The sequence below is a fragment of the Actinomadura nitritigenes genome (genome assembly GCF_017573545.1).
In the GTDB taxonomy this organism is placed as follows: Bacteria; Actinomycetota; Actinomycetes; order Streptosporangiales; family Streptosporangiaceae; genus Spirillospora; species Spirillospora nitritigenes.
In genome coordinates this window covers 41,605-59,474 of the sequence record NZ_JAGEOK010000016.1, presented here as the reverse complement: position 1 = coordinate 59,474, position 17,870 = coordinate 41,605, and the positions used below count along the sequence as shown (strand labels likewise).

Annotated in this window: 16 protein-coding genes; 12 read left to right on the top strand and 4 right to left on the bottom strand. The window is 73.5% G+C overall.

Going from position 1 to position 17,870, the window contains the following annotated elements; all coding sequences use genetic code 11:
* Positions 1–63: 63 nt before the first annotated feature.
* From J4557_RS24995 to J4557_RS24945, 11 genes are all read left to right on the top strand, one after another.
* The gene (locus J4557_RS24995; RefSeq protein ID WP_208269171.1) at positions 64–1,245 is read left to right on the top strand and encodes a cytochrome P450; all 1,182 of its coding nucleotides are present in this window, start codon (positions 64–66) and stop codon (positions 1,243–1,245) included.
* A gap of 63 nt (positions 1,246–1,308) precedes the next feature.
* Positions 1,309–2,388 carry a DUF3616 domain-containing protein gene (locus J4557_RS24990; RefSeq protein WP_208269170.1) on the top strand — a complete coding sequence of 360 codons (1,080 nt, stop codon included), beginning with the start codon at positions 1,309–1,311 and terminating at the stop codon, positions 2,386–2,388.
* A 68-nt stretch (positions 2,389–2,456) separates the two neighbouring features.
* Positions 2,457–3,677 (top strand): acyl-CoA dehydrogenase family protein, encoded by a 1,221-nt coding sequence (locus J4557_RS24985; RefSeq protein WP_208269169.1) that lies wholly within the window; start codon positions 2,457–2,459, stop codon positions 3,675–3,677.
* Positions 3,678–3,852: 175 nt separating this feature from the next.
* Complete coding sequence (locus tag J4557_RS24980) at positions 3,853–4,392, top strand: FHA domain-containing protein (protein ID WP_190864413.1); 540 nt, start codon at positions 3,853–3,855, stop codon at positions 4,390–4,392.
* A 206-nt stretch (positions 4,393–4,598) separates the two neighbouring features.
* Positions 4,599–5,837, top strand: coding sequence for an ROK family transcriptional regulator (locus J4557_RS24975; RefSeq protein WP_208269168.1), 1,239 nt, complete (start codon positions 4,599–4,601; stop codon positions 5,835–5,837).
* 75 nt (positions 5,838–5,912) lie between these two features.
* Entirely contained in the window at positions 5,913–7,238 is a 1,326-nt protein-coding gene (locus J4557_RS24970) for an ABC transporter substrate-binding protein (protein WP_208269167.1), read from the top strand.
* Between the two features lie 4 nt (positions 7,239–7,242).
* Positions 7,243–8,217, top strand: a complete 975-nt coding sequence (locus J4557_RS24965; RefSeq protein WP_307800188.1) for a carbohydrate ABC transporter permease — start codon at positions 7,243–7,245, stop codon at positions 8,215–8,217.
* On the top strand, positions 8,214–9,068 hold the full coding sequence (locus J4557_RS24960) for a carbohydrate ABC transporter permease (protein WP_307800187.1): 855 nt from the start codon (positions 8,214–8,216) through the stop codon (positions 9,066–9,068). The genes J4557_RS24965 and J4557_RS24960 overlap by 4 nt, the downstream gene beginning before the upstream one ends.
* Complete coding sequence (locus J4557_RS24955; RefSeq protein ID WP_208269166.1) at positions 9,065–10,321, top strand: 6-phospho-beta-glucosidase; 1,257 nt, start codon at positions 9,065–9,067, stop codon at positions 10,319–10,321. Before J4557_RS24960 ends, J4557_RS24955 begins: the two co-directional genes overlap by 4 nt.
* The gene (locus tag J4557_RS24950; protein WP_208269318.1) at positions 10,321–11,328 is read left to right on the top strand and encodes an N-acetylglucosamine kinase; all 1,008 of its coding nucleotides are present in this window, start codon (positions 10,321–10,323) and stop codon (positions 11,326–11,328) included. The genes J4557_RS24955 and J4557_RS24950 overlap by 1 nt, the downstream gene beginning before the upstream one ends.
* Before the next feature lie 78 nt (positions 11,329–11,406).
* Positions 11,407–12,336, top strand: coding sequence for a TIGR03619 family F420-dependent LLM class oxidoreductase (locus J4557_RS24945; protein WP_208269165.1), 930 nt, complete (start codon positions 11,407–11,409; stop codon positions 12,334–12,336).
* A gap of 39 nt (positions 12,337–12,375) precedes the next feature.
* Here J4557_RS24945 and J4557_RS51725 read toward each other — a convergent pair whose 3' ends face one another.
* Both J4557_RS51725 and J4557_RS24935 read right to left on the bottom strand, forming a co-directional pair.
* On the bottom strand, positions 12,376–12,816 hold the full coding sequence (locus J4557_RS51725) for an Lrp/AsnC family transcriptional regulator (protein ID WP_208269164.1): 441 nt from the start codon (positions 12,814–12,816) through the stop codon (positions 12,376–12,378).
* Positions 12,817–12,916: 100 nt separating this feature from the next.
* Positions 12,917–13,939, bottom strand: a complete 1,023-nt coding sequence (locus J4557_RS24935; RefSeq protein ID WP_307800186.1) for a LacI family DNA-binding transcriptional regulator — start codon at positions 13,937–13,939, stop codon at positions 12,917–12,919.
* Positions 13,940–14,087: 148 nt separating this feature from the next.
* Here J4557_RS24935 and J4557_RS24930 point away from each other — a divergent pair, with 148 nt between their 5' ends.
* Entirely contained in the window at positions 14,088–15,335 is a 1,248-nt protein-coding gene (locus J4557_RS24930; RefSeq protein ID WP_208269162.1) for an ABC transporter ATP-binding protein, read from the top strand.
* A gap of 128 nt (positions 15,336–15,463) precedes the next feature.
* Here J4557_RS24930 and J4557_RS24925 read toward each other — a convergent pair whose 3' ends face one another.
* Complete coding sequence (locus J4557_RS24925) at positions 15,464–16,486, bottom strand: carbohydrate ABC transporter permease (RefSeq protein WP_208269161.1); 1,023 nt, start codon at positions 16,484–16,486, stop codon at positions 15,464–15,466.
* Positions 16,483–17,868: a carbohydrate ABC transporter permease gene (locus J4557_RS24920; RefSeq protein WP_208269160.1), complete on the bottom strand. Its 1,386-nt coding sequence runs from the start codon at positions 17,866–17,868 to the stop codon at positions 16,483–16,485. Before J4557_RS24920 ends, J4557_RS24925 begins: the two co-directional genes overlap by 4 nt.
* Between the last annotated feature and the right edge of the window lie 2 nt (positions 17,869–17,870).

The following is a 17,870-nucleotide window of genomic DNA, read 5'->3' as shown; positions in this document are numbered from 1 at the left end:
GACCCGGCGCCTTTACAATGTAGATCTGTTCCGGGGGCGATCGGGCGGAATATCCTCGGACGGGTGACCTCCGAGCCGACGTCCCGTTTCCCGGTCGGCGCCGCCGCGACGGTGGCCGACCTGGAGGACGACCCGCATCCCCTGCTGGCCCGCCTGCGCGCCGCCGAGCCCGTCTCCTGGCTGCCCGCCCTCGGCGGCTGGCTGGTCACCTCGCGGGACCTGGCGCAGCGGGTGATGCGGGACGCGGCGGCCTTCACCGTCGACGACCCGCGCTTCTCCACCGCGCGGGTCGTCGGGCCGAGCATGCTGTCGCTGGACGGGCCCGTCCACACCCGGCACCGCGACCCGTTCGCGCGGCCGTTCCGGCCCGCGCGGACCCGCGAGCGCTTCACCGCGTTCGTCGAGGCCGAGGTCGCGCGGCTGGTCGGCGGGCTCGCTCCGGCCGGCCGCGCGGAGCTGCGCGGCGAGCTGGCCGGGCCGCTCGCCGTCGCGGTCGTCGCCGAGGCGCTCGGCCTGGAGGGCGTCGACGCCGCGACCGTCCGGTCCTGGTACGGGGCGTTCGTCGAGGCCGTGTCCGCCATCACCGCCGGCGGGGACGCGCCCGCCCGCGCGGACGAGGCGTACGCGCTGCTGCGCGCGGCCGTGGAGAAGGCGATCACCGCGGACGCCCCCGGGTCGCTGCTGGCGGAGGCCGCCGCGGACGGGGCGGGCCTGACCACCGCCGAGGTCGTGGCGAACGCGGCGATCCTGATGTTCGGCGGCATCGACACCACCGAGGGGATGATCGCCAACACGGTGCTGCACCTGCTGGGCCACCCCGCCGAGCTGCGGCTCGTCCTGGACGACCCGGACCTGCTGCCCGCCGCGATCGAGGAGTCGCTGCGGCTGGAGCCGTCGGCGTCGGTCGTCGACCGCTACGCCACCCGCGACACCGCCCTCGGCGGCGTCACGGTGCGCGCGGGCGACCTGGTGCGCGTGTCGATCGCGGGCGCCAACCGCGACCCCGCCGTGTTCCCCGACCCCGACCGGTTCGACGTGCGGCGCGCCAACGCCGGCGAGCACCTGGCGTTCGCGCACGGGCCGCACTTCTGCTTCGGCGCCCATCTGGCCAGGCTGGAGGCCCGCACCGCGGTCGCCGCGCTGCTGGAGCTGCCCGGGCTTCGGCTCGACCCGGCCCGCCCGGCGCGCGCGCACGGGCTGGTCTTCCGCAAGCCGCCGCATCTGCACGTCCTCTGGGACCGATAGCGGCCGCACCGGCGCGGGCGCGGCGGGCCGGAACGGCGCCGGTTTTATGGGAACATTCCGCTCATGATCGTGGAACGCCAGGTCGCGCTGCGCTTCGGGCTTGAGAGCCGGGAAGCCGGGACGCACACCAACCTGTCCGCCGTGCGCCAGGACGGCCGCTGCCTGTGGGTGGCGGGCGACGAGACCGCCACCATCGAGCGGCTCACCGCCACGCTCGACGGCGACGGGCTCGTCACCGGCTACGAGGGGCACACCACGGTCGCGCTCGCCGATCTGGTCGACCTGCCCGCGGGCCCCGACGAGGAGGCCGACATCGAGGGCCTGGCGCGGAGCAACGGATGGCTGTGGGCGATCGGCTCGCACAGCCTCAAGCGCAAGAAGATCAAGGCGGGCCAGACGGGAGCGAAGGCCCGCAAGCGGCTGGCGTCGGTGGTGCGCGAGGACAACCGCTTCGTGCTCGCCCGCCTCCCCCTGGCCGCCGGCGCGGACGGGCTGCCCGAGGTCGTCCGCGAGGACGGGGACCGCACCGCCGCCGTGCTCGGGCTGGACGGCGACTCCGTCACCGACCTGCTCGCGGACGACCCGCACCTCGCGCCGTTCCTGTCGATCCCGAGCAAGGACAACGGCATCGACATCGAGGGGATCGCCGCGCACCGCGACCGGCTCTACATCGGCCTGCGCGGGCCGGTGCTGCGCGGCTGGGCCGTGCTGGTGGAGATCCGGCCGGGCACCGATCCGGACGACCCGCGCCGGCTGCGGCCGCTGCCGGTCGGCGACGGCAAGGCCCTCTACCGCACGCACTTCCTGGACCTCGGCGGGCTCGGCATCCGCGACCTGTGCCCGCAGGGCGACGACCTGCTGATCCTCACCGGCCCGAGCATGGACCTGGACGGCCCGGTGCGGGTGCACCGCTGGCCGGGGATCGCCGAGGCCGACGCGCCCGAGGTCGTCCCCGCCGAGCGGCTGCCCCGGCTCGGTGACCTGCCCTACGGCGACGGGGACGACCACCCCGAGGGCCTCGCCGTCCTGGACGGCCTGCACGGGGAGGGCACCAGGCTGATGGTCGTGTACGACAGCCCGTCGTCCAAGCGGCTCACCGCGGACGGCGGCGTGCTTGCCGACGTCATCCGCATCCCCGAATAAGCGCTCGCTTTCCCGATCTGCTTGGATGGTGCCCGCAACCTGCGGGAACCGGAAGGGCGAGGCTGAGCATGATCGAGTGGTCCGAGGAAGACCTGATGATCCGGGACGCCGTGCGCGGCTGGATCGACGCGGAGGTCCGGCCGAACCTGGACGCGCTGGACTCCGGCGAGCTGCCGCCCTACGACCTGCTCCGGAGCCTGTACAAGACGTTCGGGATGGACGAGATGGCGCGCTCGTCCTTCCAGGCCCGGATCGCCAAGGAGCGCGAGGCGGGCGGGAGCGGGGGCGCGCCGAAGAAGGACGCCGACGCCCCGGGCGGCGGCAACGCGGCGATGACGATGCTGCCGGTCATCGAGCTGTGCAAGGTCGCCCCCGGCATGGTCTCGGCGATGGGCGTCGGCCTCGGCCTCGCCGCCGGGACGATCATGAAGCGGGGCACGCCCGACCAGAAGGAGCGCTGGGCGCTGCCCCTGCTCACCATGGAGAAGGTCGGCGCCTGGGCCATCACCGAGCCGAACTCCGGCTCCGACGCGTTCGGCGGCATGCAGGCCACCGCGAAGAAGGTCGGCGACGAGTACGTCATCAACGGCAGCAAGACCTTCATCACCAACGGCCCCTACGCCGACACGATCGTCTTCTACTGCAAGCTCGACGACGGCCGCGAGCCCCGCGACCGCGAGATCCTCACGTTCGTCCTCGACCGCGGCATGGAGGGCCTGGAGCAGAGCAGGCCGCTGCGCAAGATGGGCCTGCACTCCTCCCCCACCGGCGAGCTGTTCCTCAACGACGTGCGCGCCGGCGCCGACCGGCTCCTGTCGTCCGGCTCGCAGGGCGGCAAGGAGTCGGCGAAGCAGAACTTCGTCACCGAGCGCGCCGGCGTCGCCGCGATGGCCCTCGGGGTCATCGAGGAGTGCCTGAAGCTGTCGGTCGAGTACGCCAGGACCCGCGAGCTGTGGGGGCAGCGGATCGGCGACTTCCAGCTCATCCAGCTGAAGCTCGCCAAGATGGAGGTCGCCCGCCTCAACGTGCAGAACCTGGTGTTCCGGCACATCGAGATGCAGCGCTCCGGCCGCACCCCGACGCTCGCCGAGGCGTCGGCGATGAAGCTGTACGCCGCGCAGGCCGCCAGCGAGGTCGCGCAGGAGGCGGTGCAGCTGTTCGGCGGCAACGGCTACATGAGCGAGTACCGGGTCGAGCAGCTGGCCCGCGACGCCAAGTCGTTCCAGATCTACGCCGGCACCGACGAGATCCAGGTGACCCACATCGCGCGGGACCTGCTCTCCCGCTGACCCGGCACGGCACCGGAGTTCCCGCGGCGGGCGCCGCGGGAACTCCGCGGAACGTTCCCGAACTTCCGGCGGCCTCGAGGCATCGAAAAGGTGGAGGGCGGGTGAGGGCGATCGCCCGCCCTCCACCTGACGGCCTTTCTGGACAGCCGACGACGGGGACTGGATACTCACAGCCATGGACGGTCAGCCCTCTTACCCGGTGCGAGCGTCCGACACCGAGCGGGACCGGGTGCTGCGCGTCCTCAGCGAGCGCGTGTCCGAGGGCCGGATGTCGCACGAGACGTTCGAACGCCGCGTCGACCAGGTGCTGCAGGCGCGCAGCCGCGCCGAGCTCGACGACATCGTGCACGACCTGCCGCCCACCAGCCGCGTCGTCGGCCGGCTGACCGGCCTGGTGGCGACCGTCTCGCAGGTGACCGCGCGGATCGAGGCGGCCTGGCGCGGCCCCCGGCTCCCGCGCTTCGTGCTGCCGCCCGCCGGGTCGTCCCGGATCGTGGTCGGCCGCGCCCCCGCCTGCCAGTTCGTGCTGACGGACCTGACCGTCTCCCGCTTCCACGCCGAGCTGTACCAGGCCGAGGAGGGCTGGATGGTCTCCGACCTGGGGTCGATGAACGGCACCCGGGTGAACGGCTGGCGGCTCACCGGCCCGGCCCGCGTCCGGCCCGGCGACGAGATCGGGTTCGGCAACGTCGGCTTCATCGTCGCCGCCCCCTGACGCCCCCTCGACCGCCCGCCCTGACTCCCCGGCGCCCTCCCGGCTCCCCCTCGCGGCCTCCTCGGCGGCCTCCTCCCCGGCTTCCTTCGCGGCCTCTTCCGTGACCGCCCGCCCGGAACCGGCCGCCCCAGGGTCTTGACGTGTTCGTTAAGACTCCTTACTTTCTCCTCCAAGTTAGGAAACCTTCTTAACTCCGAGGAGCCGCCGTGACCGCGCCCGTCCCCGGGACCCCGAGCCTGCTGCGCGCCATCAACGACCGCGCCGCGCTGGAGGCGCTGCTCGCCCGCGGCCCGCTCACCCGCCCGCAGATCTCCGACCTCACCGGCATCTCCAAGCCGACCGCCTCGCAGCTGCTCGCCCGGCTCGAGGAGGCCGGCCTCGTCGTGCGGGACGGCCTGCGCGAGGGGCTCCCCGGACGGACCGCCGAGCTGTACCGCGTCAACGGGGCCGCCGCCCACGTGGCCGGCGCCGACGTCACCCCCGCCCGCATCAGGGTGAGCGTCGCCGACCTGACCGGGGCGGTCGTCGGCGAGCACACCCTCCCCACGCCCGCCCGCACCGGCGTGGACGCCGTCGCCCGGATGGCGGAGGCCCTCGACGGGGCCGCCGCCGCGGCCGGGCTCGCCCGCACCGCGCTGAACCGGGCCGTCATCGGCATCCAGGGCGCGATCGACCCGTCCACCGGACGGCTCGGCTACGCCGCGCACATCCCCGGCTGGCACATCCCCGACCTCGTCGGCACCCTCGCCGGCGGCCTCGGCGTCCGGATCGCCATCGAGAACGACGTCAACCTCGCCGCGCTCGCCGAGCGCGCCGGCGGGCAGGCCGCCGGGACCCGCGACTTCGTGCTGCTGTGGGTCGCCGACGGCGTCGGCATGGCCGTCGTGCTGGACGGCGCGCCGCACCGCGGCGCGACCGGCGGCGCCGGCGAGATCGGCTACGCGCCCGCGGTCGGCGCCCCGCTGATGCGCGACGTGCGCCGCACCCACACCGGCGGCGTGCACAGCCTCACCGGTGGCGCCGCCGTGCTGAAGCTGATGCGCGAGCACGGGTTCCGCGGCCGGGACGCGGCCACCGCGCTCGGCCGCGCCGCCGCCGAGGTCGGCGCCGGCCGCGCGGGGACCCGCACCGCCGCCGACGCGGGGGCCCGCGCCGAACGCGCGCTGACCGAGCTGGCGACCCGGCTCGGCGCCACCCTCGCCACCGTCGTCGCGGTCCTCGACCCGGCCCTGGTCGTGCTCACCGGCGACGTCCTGCGCGCCGGCGGCGAGCCGCTGCGCGCCCGCGTCCAGCAGCACCTGCACAGCCTGACGATCCCGCGCCCCGAGGTCCGGCTCAGCTCCCTGCGGGGCAACCCGGTCCTCGCCGGCGCGCTGCAGCAGGCACTCCAGGAGACCCGCGACGAGGTGTTCTCCACCACCGTCCCCGACACGCCCCGTTCCTGAACCGCGCCCATCCCACCCCCGCTCCCCCACAGCGGACGGCGGCACCGGCCGTCCCTCCCCCGAAGGAGAACCGGAGTGCGCACATCGACAACGCGCCGGCTCGCCGCGGCCCTGGCCGCCGCCGGGCTCGGCCTCACGGCCTGCACGGCCGGCGGAAGCGGCGGCGGGTCCGGCGGCCCGAAGGCCGGGGAGAGGCAGACCATCGAGGTCTGGCACGGCTGGAGCGCCCCGCACGAGGTGAAGGCGTTCGAGGACGCCGCCGCAGGCTTCCACAAGCTGCACCCCAACATCACCGTCAAGCTGGTCAAGGACCAGACCGACGACCGCATCACCAACGCCATCCGGGGCGGCAACCCGCCCGACGTCGTGTCGTCGTTCACCACCGACAGCGTCGGGCAATGGTGCCAGAGCGGAGCCTGGCAGGACCTGTCCGGCGACATCGCCGGGTCCAGGCTCGACATGAACCAGTTCCCCAAGCCGGTTCAGCAGTACACCCGCTACAAGGGCCGCCGGTGCGCGATGCCGCTGCTCGCCGACGCCTACGGGCTCTACTACAACAAGGCCCTGATGAAGGGCGAGCAGCCGCCCCGCACGTTCTCCGAGCTGACCGCGCTGGCCAAGAAGCTCACCGTCCGCGATCCCGACGGGACCATCAAGGTCGCCGGGTTCATGCCGTCCGCGCAGTACTACGAGCACCAGGTGCAGCACCTCGCCACCCAGTTCGGCGCGAGGTGGCTCACCCCCGACGGGCACGCGGACTTCGCCGCCGACCCCGCCGTCAAGGCGTACCTGCAGTGGGACAAGAGCCTCATCGACTGGTACGGCTACGACAACGTCAAGAAGTTCCTGCACTCGATGGGCCAGGAGTTCGAGTCGTCCAACCCCTTCGAGAAGGGCAAGGTCGCCATGGCCGTCGACGGCGAGTGGCGCACCAAGTTCATGCAGGAGGAGGCGCCGAAGGTCGACTACGGGACCGCGCCCGCGCCCGTCCCCGACGGGCAGGACGCCCGCTACGGCAGCGGCTTCGTCACCGGCACCGTCATCGGCATCCCGCGCGGCGCGAGGCACCGCGCCGCCGCGTGGGAGTTCATCAGGTACCTGACGACCGACACCGGCGCGCTCGTCACCTTCGCCAACGCGCTCGGCAACGTCCCCACCACGATCGCCTCGCTGTCCTCGCCGGACCTGAGACTGCCGCCGCAGTTCAGGACGTTCCTCGACGTCTTCAAGAACCCGGCGAGCGCCACGACGCCGCCCACCCCGAACGGCAACGACTACGTCGTGAAGTTCCAGCAGTTCGTCCAGGACCAGTGGGAGCCCGGGAAGGCCGGTGACCTCGGCAAGGCGCTCGACGACCTCGACGGGAAGGTCGACGCGTCGCTGAAGCTGGCCGGGGGCTGACGCCGTGGCCTCCGGCTCGCTGCGCCTGCCCCTGCGGCGCGACCGGCTCGGGACGGCGTCCCGGGCCGGCCGCCGCCGGCGGCTGCGGGTGCTGGCGTTCCTGTCGCCCTGGCTGGCCGGGGTCGGCCTGTTCTTCGCCTACCCGCTCGCCGCGACCGTCTACTTCTCCTTCACGCGCTACAACCTGTTCACCCTGAAGTACGCCGGGCTGGACAACTACCGCTACCTGCTTCACGACGGCGACGCCTGGACGGCGATGCGCAACACCCTGTGGCTGGTGGCGGTGCTCGTCCCGCTGCGGGTGCTGTTCGGCCTCGGCGTCGCGCAGCTGCTCACCCGGATCAGGCGCGGAGGCAACCTGCTGCGGGCCGTGTTCTACGTCCCGTACCTCATCCCGCCGGTGTCGGCGACCGTGGCCTTCGTGTTCGTGCTGAACCCCGGCACCGGCCCGTTCCCGGTGATCGCCCGCCACCTCGGGTTCTCGCTGCCGGACTTCTTCAACGACTCCGCGTGGGCCAAGCCCGGCCTGTCGCTGCTCGGGCTGTGGGCGGTCGGCGACGTCATGATCATCCTGCTGGCGGCGCTGCTGAACGTGCCCCGGTCGCTGTACGAGGCCGCCGCCATCGACGGCGCCGGCGCCTGGGCGCGGTTCCGGCACATCACGCTGCCGACCGTCTCGCCCGTCCTGGCGTTCGCCGCCCTCACCGGCGTGATCGAGACGCTGCAGTACTTCACGCAGGCCATGGTCGCCGGGAAGGTCGCCGCCGGGCAGGCCGACCTGCCCGGCACCCAGTTCGCGCCCGGCTACCCCGGCGGGTCGACGCTGACCTTCCCGCAGTGGCTCTACGACGAGGGGTTCCGGCAGTTCAACATGGGCTACGCGTGCGTGCTCGCGCTGGTCATGTTCGTCATCGCGATGGCGTTCACGCTCCTGCTGCTGCGCCGGTTCCGCGCGTTCGCCGGAGAGGAGGCGCAGTGACCGCCCCGTCGGGAACGGCCATGGCCTACGGCGGACGGTCCCGCCGCACGCTGATGTGGATCGCCACGCACGCCGCCGTGATCGTCCTCGCGGTGATGTTCCTGGCGCCGCTGGCGTTCATGTTCCTCACGGCCGTGATGAGCGACTCGCAGGCGCTCAGCACCTCGCTCTGGCCGAAGGAGTGGCACTTCGAGAACTTCCGCCGCGCCTTCAGCGGCGACATGGTGCGGTGGACGGTCGACAGCACCGTGTACGCGGCGCTGTCGACCGCGCTGATGCTGGTGTCCAGCGTGCCGGTCGCCTACGCGCTGGCCCGCTTCCGGTTCCGCGGCCGCAACCTCGCGCTCGTCGTGGTCATCTCGGCGATGATGCTGCCGCCGCAGGTGACGATGGTGCCGCTGTACATCGTGTGGTCCCGCTTCCACCTCACCGGGACGCTCTGGCCGCTGATCATCCCGCAGGCGTTCGGCGACGCGTTCTCCATCTTCCTGCTGCGCCAGTTCCTCGTGACGATCCCGCGCGAGTACGCCGACGCGGCGCGGGTCGACGGCTGCGGAGAGCTGCGCACCATGCTGCGGGTCGTGCTGCCCATGGCCAAGCCCGCGCTGGCGGCCGTCGCGCTGTTCCAGTTCTTCTACTGCTGGAACGACTACTACGGGCCGCTGGTGTACGCCAAGCCGGAGAACTGGACCCTCGCGATAGGGGTGGCGACGTTCCGCGCCGCGCACCACGTCGAGTGGAACCTCACGATGGCGGCGACGCTGCTGACCATCATGCCGGTGCTGGTGGTGTTCTTCCTCGCCCAGCGCGTGTTCATCCAGGGTGTGACGTTGACGGGAGTGAAGGGTTGAAGCTGACGGTCATCGGGGGCGGGTCCACCTACACCCCGGAGCTGGTCGACGGGATCGCGCGGGAGCGGGCGGCGCTGCCGGTGTCGGAGCTGGTCCTCGCCGACCCCGACGCGCGGCGGCTGGAGCTCGTGGGCGGGCTCGCCGCGCGGATGCTGGCCCGCGCCGGCCACCCCGCGAAGGTCGTGGCGACCGGAGACCTCGACGAGGCCGTGGACGGGGCCGCCGTCGTGCTGGTCCAGCTGCGGGTCGGCGGGCAGGCGGCCCGGAGGGTCGACGAGACGCTGCCGCTGGAGTGCGGCTGCGTCGGGCAGGAGACCACCGGGGCGGGCGGGCTCGCCAAGGCGCTGCGCACCGTCCCGGTCGTGCTGGACATCGCCGAGCGCGTCGCCGCCCGCGCCCCGGACGCGTGGATCATCGACTTCACCAACCCGGTCGGCATCGTCACCCGCGCGCTGCTGGACGCCGGGCACCGCGCCGTCGGCCTGTGCAACGTGGCCATCGGCGTGCAGCGCCGCGCCGCCGCCCTGCTGGACGCGGCGCCCGAGCGGATCGCGCTCGGGCACGCCGGCCTCAACCACCTGACCTGGGTGCGCTCGATCGCGCTGGACGGGCGCGACGTCCTGCCGGAACTGCTGGACGGCCGCGCCGCGGACCTGGCCGCGATGTCCGGGCTGCCCGCGCCGTTCGTGCGCCGGCTCGGCGCCGTCCCGTCCTACTACCTGCGCTACTTCTACGAGCACGACCGCGTCGTGCGCGAGCAGCGCGGCGCGCCGACGCGCGCGGAGGAGGTCGCCGCGCTGGAGCGCGACCTGCTCGCCCTGTACGCCGATCCCGCCCTGGACACCAAGCCCGCGCGGCTGGAGGAGCGCGGCGGCGCCTACTACTCCGAGGCCGCCGTGCAGCTCGCCGTGTCGCTGCTCACCGGACGCGGCGACGCGCAGGTCGTCAACGTCCGCAACAACGGCACGCTCCCGTTCCTGGACGACCGGGCCGTGATCGAGGTGCCCGCGCGGATCACCGCGTCCGGGCCGGTCCCGCTGCCCGTCCCACCGCTCGAGCCGCTGTTCTCCGGGCTGGTCGCGCACGTGTCCGGCTACGAGGAGCTGGCGCTGGACGCGGCGCTGCGCGGCGGCGTCGACCGGGTCGCGGACGCGCTGCTCGCACACCCGCTGGTCGGGCAGCTCGAGTTCGCCGACCGGCTCGCCCGCGACCTGGTCGCCGCGAACCGCGCCCACCTGCCGTGGGCCGCGTGATGGCCGCGGCGCCGCCGCGCCGCCGGGACGGGGTGCTCGTCGCGGTGGACGGCGGCAACAGCAAGATCGACGCGGCCGTGGCGGGGACCGGCGGGGAGCTGCTGGCGACCGCGCGCGGCGCCGGGTTCCGGCCGCAGGCCACCGGGCTCGACGGCGCCGTGGACGCGCTCGCCGCGGTCATCGGCGCCGCGCTCGCCGAGGCCGGCGTCCCGCCCGGCGACGTCGTCCACCTCGCCGCCTCCATGGCCAACGTCGACCTGCCGGGCGAGGAGGAGCGGCTGGAAGGGCTGCTGCTGGACCGGGGGCTCGCGCCCACCGCGGTGGTCGGCAACGACACGTTCGCGCTGCTGCGCAGCGCGGTCACCGAGGGCTGGGGCGTCGCGGTCGTCTGCGGCGCCGGCATCAACTGCGCCGGCGTCGCCCCCGACGGCCGCACCGCCCGCTTCCCCTCGCTCGGCGAGCACACCGGCGACTGGGGCGGCGGGGGCGCGCTCGGCCGCGCCGCGCTGTGGCACGCCGTCCGCGGCGAGGACGGCCGCGGCCCCCGCACCGCGCTGACCGGCGCGGTCGCCGCCCACTTCGGTGTGGACCGTGCCATCGACGTCGGGCTCGGCATCCACCTCGGCGAGTTCGACGAGGGCCGCCTCACCGCCCTCGCCCCGGTGCTGATCGACACCGCCGAGGCCGGCGACGCGGTGGCGCGCGGGGTCGTGCTGCGCCTGGCCGAGGAGATCGCCGTCCTCGGCTCGGTCGCGCTGCGCCGCCTCGGCCTGCTGGACTCCCCGGCCGACGTGGTGCTCGGCGGAGGCGTGCTCGCCGCCCGCCGCCCGCCGCTGATGGACGCGGTCGCCGAGCGCTACGCCGCGCTCGCGCCGCGCGCCCGGCTGGTCGTCCCGGACGACCCGCCGCTGCTCGGCGCCGCGCTGCTCGGGCTGGACCACCTGGCCGCTCCGCCCGCCGCGCACGCGGCGCTGCGGGAGGCGTTCCGGCGCCCGCGAGTCCGGTAGATTCGGCGCTTCGGCCACACCGCACCGGGCTCCGCCCTTGACGCTGTAAGGTGCGGTCCGACGAGGAGGAGGAGCGCCGTGCAGATCGGGTTCGCAGTACCGGTGGCGGGGGCGTGGTCCACCCCGGCCAACCAGGTGCTGATCGCGCAGCGGGCCGAGGAGCTCGGCTACCACTCCCTGTGGACGCTCCAGCGCGTCGTCAACCCGGCCGGCTCGGCCGACCACACCTACCGCAACGTCCCCGACCCGCTGGTCACGCTGGCCTACCTCGCGGGCTACACCGGCCGGGTCCGGCTGGGCGTCGCCGTGGCGAACATGCCGTTCTACTCCCCCGCCATGCTCGCCAAGCAGGCGATCACCCTGGACCACGTCACCGGCGGCCGGCTCGACCTCGGGCTCGGCAACGGCTGGATGCCGGAGGAGTTCGCCGCGGTCGGCGCGTCGATGGACCGGCGCGGCGCCCGCGCCGAGGAGTTCCTCGCCGCGCTGCGCGCGATGTGGAAGGGCGAGCCCGGCGAGGTCAGCGAGTTCCACGGCGAGTTCTACGACATCCCGCCCGTCACCATGGACCCCCGGCCGCTGCAGGAGCCGGAGCCGCCGATCCTGCTCGGCGGCGCCTCGGAGGGCGCGCTGCGCCGGGCCGGGCGGCTCGCCGCCGGCTGGGTCAGCTCCAGCCGCGCCGACCTGGCCGCGATCGGCCGCTCGATCGAGATCGTCCGGGACGCCGCGGACAAGGCCGGCCGCGACTCGGCGGCGCTGCGGTTCGTCTGCCGGGGCGCGGTGCGGGTCCGCACCGAGGAGGCCGCGCCGCCCGAGGGCGACCGCCGCCCGCTCACCGGCACCTACGAGCAGATCATCGCCGACTTCGCCGCGCTGGAGGAGCAGGGCGTGACCGAGCTGTTCGTCGACCTCAACTTCGACCCGGAGCTGACCGGGCCGGACGCCGACCCGTGGGACTCGATGTACCTGGCCCGCGAGGCGCTGGAGGCGTTCGCCCCGCGTTCGTGAGCGCGCGCCGCCGCACCGGGCGGCCGCCCGCGCACGTCCTCACAGCGCCGGGCGGCGCCCCTCCCACGGGGTGCTGAGGACGACGGTGGTCCGGGTGGCGACGTTGGCCGCCGCCCGGATCTGCTGAAGCAGCTCCTCCAGCTCGTTGGGGGACGCCACCCGGACCTTCAGGATGTAGCTCTCGTCGCCCGCGACCGAGTGGCAGGCCTCGATCGCCTCCAGGTGGGTCAGCCGGTCGGGCGCGTCGTCGGGCGCCGCCGGGTCGATCGGCTTGATCGACACGAACGCGGTGAGGGGCAGCCCGATCTGCTCGTTGTCGAGCTGGGCGGTGAAGCCCCGGATGGCGCCGCGCTTCTGCAGCCGCCGCACCCGCTGGTGCACCGCCGACACCGACAGGCCCGTCCGCTTGGCCAGATCGGTGAAACTCATCCGCCCGTCGTCGGCCAGCAGCGCCATGATCTGACGATCGATCTCCTCCACGCGGGAAATCTAGCGTGCCGGGGCGGTGGACGTGACCCCGGCAGATCACAGATCAGCTCTAATCGCCCGTCCTCGACCGGACGCGGACCCCTGGCGGGGGTCAGCGCCGGGAGCCGCGCAGCGCCCCGCAGCTCCCCCGCACCACCAGTTCGGTCGGCAGCAGCAGCGGCCCGCCCCGGCCGCGCCGGGCCTGGTCGCGGAGCAGCAGCTCGCAGGCGCGGTGGCCGATGTCGCGGCCCGGCCGCGCCACCGCCGTCAGCGGCGGATCGCACAGCTCCGCCCACGCCACGTCGTCGACCATCGCGATCGACACGTCGGCGGGCACGCGCAGGTCCAGCTCCCGGGCCACCAGCACGGCGGCCTCGCCGAGCAGGTGCCCGGCCGCGAGCACCGCGGTCACGTCCGCGCGGCGCTGCAGCAGCCCGGCCGCGGCGGCGTACGCGGCGTCCCGCGCGGGCCGCGCCGCGACGACCAGGTCCTCCTCCAGCGGGACGCCGAGCCGGGCCAGCGCGTCGCGGAACGCGCGCTCCCGCACCCCGGGACGCTCTCCGGGCGCGGCGCCGCCGAGGAAGGCGATCCGCCGGTGCCCGAGCCCGGCCAGGTACTCCACCAGGGACCGGACGCCGCCGGCGTCGTCGGCGAGCACCGCGGGGATCTCCGGCAGCCCGGGCAGCACCCGGTCGGCGAACACCACGCTGGAGCACACCCGGACGGCGGCGCGCCAGTCGGCCTCGTCCCCGGCGGGCAGCGCGATGATCCCGTCCACCCGCTGCTCGACGAGCCGGTCGACGATCTCGGCCTCCTGCGCGGGGTCGCCCTCCGACGCCTCCACGATCACGTGCCCGCCGAGCGTGCGGGCGCTGGCCAGCACGCCGGCGACCAGCTCGGCGTGGAAGGGGTCGGTGACGCCGGGCAGCACGAGGCCGATGCCGCCGCTGCGGCGCAGCTTGAGGCCGCGGCCGAGGGCGCTCGGCCGGTAGTCCAGCTCGGCGGCCGCGGCCAGCACCCGCTCGCGGGTCGCCGCGCTGACCGACCCGCCGGAGAACACCCGCGACACCGTGGCGATGCCGACGCCCGCCGCCGCCGCCACGTCCTTGATCGTCGCCGATCGTCCGTCCCCCACCGCCCGCCTCGCCTCCCCATATCCGCAGATCTGCGATCTTATCCTGATCAACTCTCCCATGGAAACGATTCCATGTTGTTTACTCCAGCCATTGAGAGAAAGCCCTGCTGAGCAGGGGTGGACGGGAAACGTTTCCAAAGGGGGCGGGATGGCCGAGATCAAGCTGGACCAGGTGGACAAGATCTACTCGGGCGGCGTCAAGGCGGTGGACGGCCTGGACCTGACGATCCGGGACGGCGAGTTCATGGTGCTGGTCGGCCCCTCCGGCTGCGGCAAGTCGACCGCGCTGCGGATGATCGCCGGCCTGGAGGAGATCAGCGGCGGCAAGATCTCCATCGGCGGCCAGGTCGTCAACGACCTGGCGCCCAAGGACCGCGACATCGCGATGGTGTTCCAGAACTACGCGCTCTACCCGCACATGACGGTCGAGCAGAACCTGGCGTTCGGCCTGAAGCTGCGCGGCACGCCGAAGTCGGAGATCAAGCAGAAGGTGCACGAGGCGGCGAAGATGCTCGGCCTCGAGCAGTTCCTGTCCCGCAAGCCCGCCGCCCTGTCCGGCGGCCAGCGCCAGCGCGTCGCGATGGGCCGCGCGATCGTCCGCGAGCCGCAGGCGTTCCTGATGGACGAGCCGCTGTCCAACCTCGACGCCAAGCTCCGCGTGTCCATGCGGGCCTCGCTCAGCCAGCTGCACGAGCGGCTCGGCGTCACCACCGTGTACGTCACCCACGACCAGATCGAGGCGATGACCCTCGGCTCGCGGGTGTGCGTGCTGCGCGAGGGCAAGCTCCAGCAGGTCGACACCCCGCAGCGGCTGTTCGACAACCCGGTCAACATGTTCGTCGCCGGCTTCATCGGCTCGCCCGCGATGAACTTCGTCACGGCCCGGCTCGACAGCGGCGACGGCGGCGCGCAGATCTCCTTCGCCGGGTTCTCGCTGCCGGTGCCGGACGCGCTCCTCAACGACCGTCCCGCGCTGCGCGACTACATCGGCCGCGAGGTGATCCTCGGCGTCCGCCCGTCCGACTTCGAGGACGCCGCGCACGCCAATTCCGACTGGGCGCCGATGTCGGTGAAGAGCAGCGTCACCGAGGAGCTCGGCAGCGAGATCAACGTCATCTTCACCATCGACGCCCCGCCGGTCGAGCACAAGGACACCGCCGACCTCGCCGAGGACGCCGCCGAGGGCGACGCCGACATGGCGATCCCGCTGGTGGACAACAAGGCGCTGTGGACGGCCCGCGTCAACTCCCGCTCGCACGTGCGGCCCGGGCAGGACATCGACCTGGCCGTGGACACCAAGCGGCTGCACTTCTTCGACCCGGCCAGCGGCCTCGCGATCGGCCACCCGGGCGCCGCGACCGCCGCCGCGCCGAACCTGACGAAGGCCGTCGACTGATCCCGGCGGCCCCGGCCTCGGGCCGGGGCCGCCCGCGGTGACGCGAAGGCCCGTGCGGGGCGATCCCCCGCACGGGCCTTCTCGTCTTCGCGCTCCGCCCGGCGCCCGCGCCGGGCGGAGCGCGTCCGCTACTTGACCGAACCGGCGAGGACGCCCTGGACGAAGTAGCGCTGGAAGGCGAAGAACACGGCCAGCGGCACCAGCAGCGACAGGAACGCGCCGGGCGCGAGGATGTCGATGTTGCCAGTGAACTGCCGCATCTGCGACTGCAGCCACTTGGTCATCGGCTGCGCTCCGGTGTTGGCGAACACCAGCGCGACCAGCAGGTCGTTCCACACCCACAGGAACTGGAAGATGCCGAGCGACGCGATCGCCGGGCCGCCCAGCGGGAAGATCACCCGCCGGAAGATCGTCCACTCCGAGCCGCCGTCCATCCGGGCCGCCTCCAGCAGGTCCCGGGGGATCGCGGCGAAGAAGTTGCGCAGCAGGAAGATCGCGAACGGCAGGCCGAACGCGACGTGGAACAGCACCACGCCGGTGATCGAGCCGTACATCTTGAACCCGCCGACGTCGATGTTCCCGTACAGCTTCGCGACCGGCAGCAGCGCGACCTGGACCGGCACCACCAGCAGCGCGACGACGATCAGGAACAGCCAGTCGCGGCCGGGGAACTCCAGCCATGCGAACGCGTACGCCGCGAGCGAGGCGATCGCGACGACCAGCACCGTCGCGGGCACCGTGATGAGCACGGTGTTCCAGAACGAGTCGACGAAGTCGGGCTTGTCCAGCAGCGAGCTGTAGGCGCTCGTCGTGATCTGGGACGGGTGGGAGAAGATCTTCCACCAGCCGCCGGCGTTGTTGTCCTCGGTGGAGCGCAGCGACTCCACGAACAGCCCGAACGTCGGCACCAGCCAGAACAGCGCGACCAGCACCAGCATCGCCTGCACGACGGTGCCGCCGGCGCGGCCCACCAGGCGGGACGCGACGCTCCGGCGCGGCGCGCCCGCCGCCCCGTTCGCGGCGGCGCCGTTCGCGGCGCGGTCCTTCTCCGGCGCGGCGCCGGCGCCGGTGCCGCCGGTGACGGTCTCGGTGCCGCCGTCGCCGTCCGGCGCGCCGTCGGGGGTGACGTCAGTGCCGTCCGCGGTGCTCATTTCCGCTCCTGCCGCAGTCGCCGGATGTTGAACAGCATGGCGGGCATCACCAGCAGGAACAGCAGCACCGCGATCGCGCTGCCGGAGCCGGGGTCGTTGCCGCCGCCGAACGACTTGGTCCACATCTCCAGCGCCAGCACGTTGGCGTTCGGATCGCCGCCGCCGATGATGAACACCAGGTCGAAGACCTTCAGCACGTTGATGACGAGCGTGACGAGCACGACCATCAGCACCGGCGCCAGCAGCGGGATCGTCACCCGCCGGAACACCTGCCACTCGGTCGCGCCGTCCACCCGGGCCGCCTCCAGCGCGTCGCGCGGGATCGCGGCCAGGCCCGCGGCGATCAGCACCATCGCGAACCCGGACCACACCCACAGGTACGACCCGATGATCGCCGGCGTGATCAGCGTGCTGCCGAGCCATTCGGCGCCGCCGTAGGAGGCGGTGAAGTTGCTCTTCGGCAGCCGCAGCGTGACCGCGCCCGACGGCACCTTCTTCAGCGTGAACGCGCCGTCCTTGCCGGTGGTCGCCGTGGCGACGACCTTCCCGCCGCGGACCGCCTCCACCTTGATGCCGGGCAGCCCGGACTCGCCGGCGTTCGGCTTGTTCAGCTCGCCGCCGCCGCCCTTGGTGAAGTCGAACCAGACGGTCCCGGTCACCTGCCCGGCCTTCGCCGCCGGCGGCTGCGCGGCCGGCTTCGCGTCCTTCGGCAGGTACTCGGGCTTGACCCTCACCAGGGGCAGCAGCGCGGTCTGCCCCGCCGCCACCGGCGTGGACCCGACCACCGCGCCGCCCTGCTCGTGGACGAGCTGGTCGCCGCCGGTGCGCGGGCCCGCGCCCGGATAGGCGGTGCCAGACTTGAAGGTGTCGTGGATCGCGACGAGCGCCGCGTTCGCCACCCCCTGGTCGGGGTCCTGCTGGTACACCAGCCGGAAGATGACGCCGGAGGCGAGGAACGAGATCGCCATCGGCATGAACACGACGAGCTTGAACGCCGTCGCCCACCGGATCCGCTCGGTGAGGACGGCGAAGAACAGCCCGACGATCGTGACGAGCGTGGGCGCGACCACCACCCACACCACGGTGTTGCGCACCGCGACGAGGTCGTCGTGCCCCTGGAACACCCCGGTGTAGTTGTCGAAGCCGACGAACGAGCCGCCCGAGGCGTCGAAGAAGCTGCGGATCACCGAGTAGACGATCGGGTACACGACAAGGAAGCCGAGCAGCAGCAGCGCGGGCAGCAGGAACAGCAGCGCCAGCCACGACGGCGGCGTCAGCCGCTCGCGCGCGCCGCGCCCGCGTCCCGGTGCGGCCGGGCCGGTGACGGCGGCGGCGCCGCCGGCCGTTGCGGCCGGCGGCACCCCCTCATTCGAAGGCTTCATCC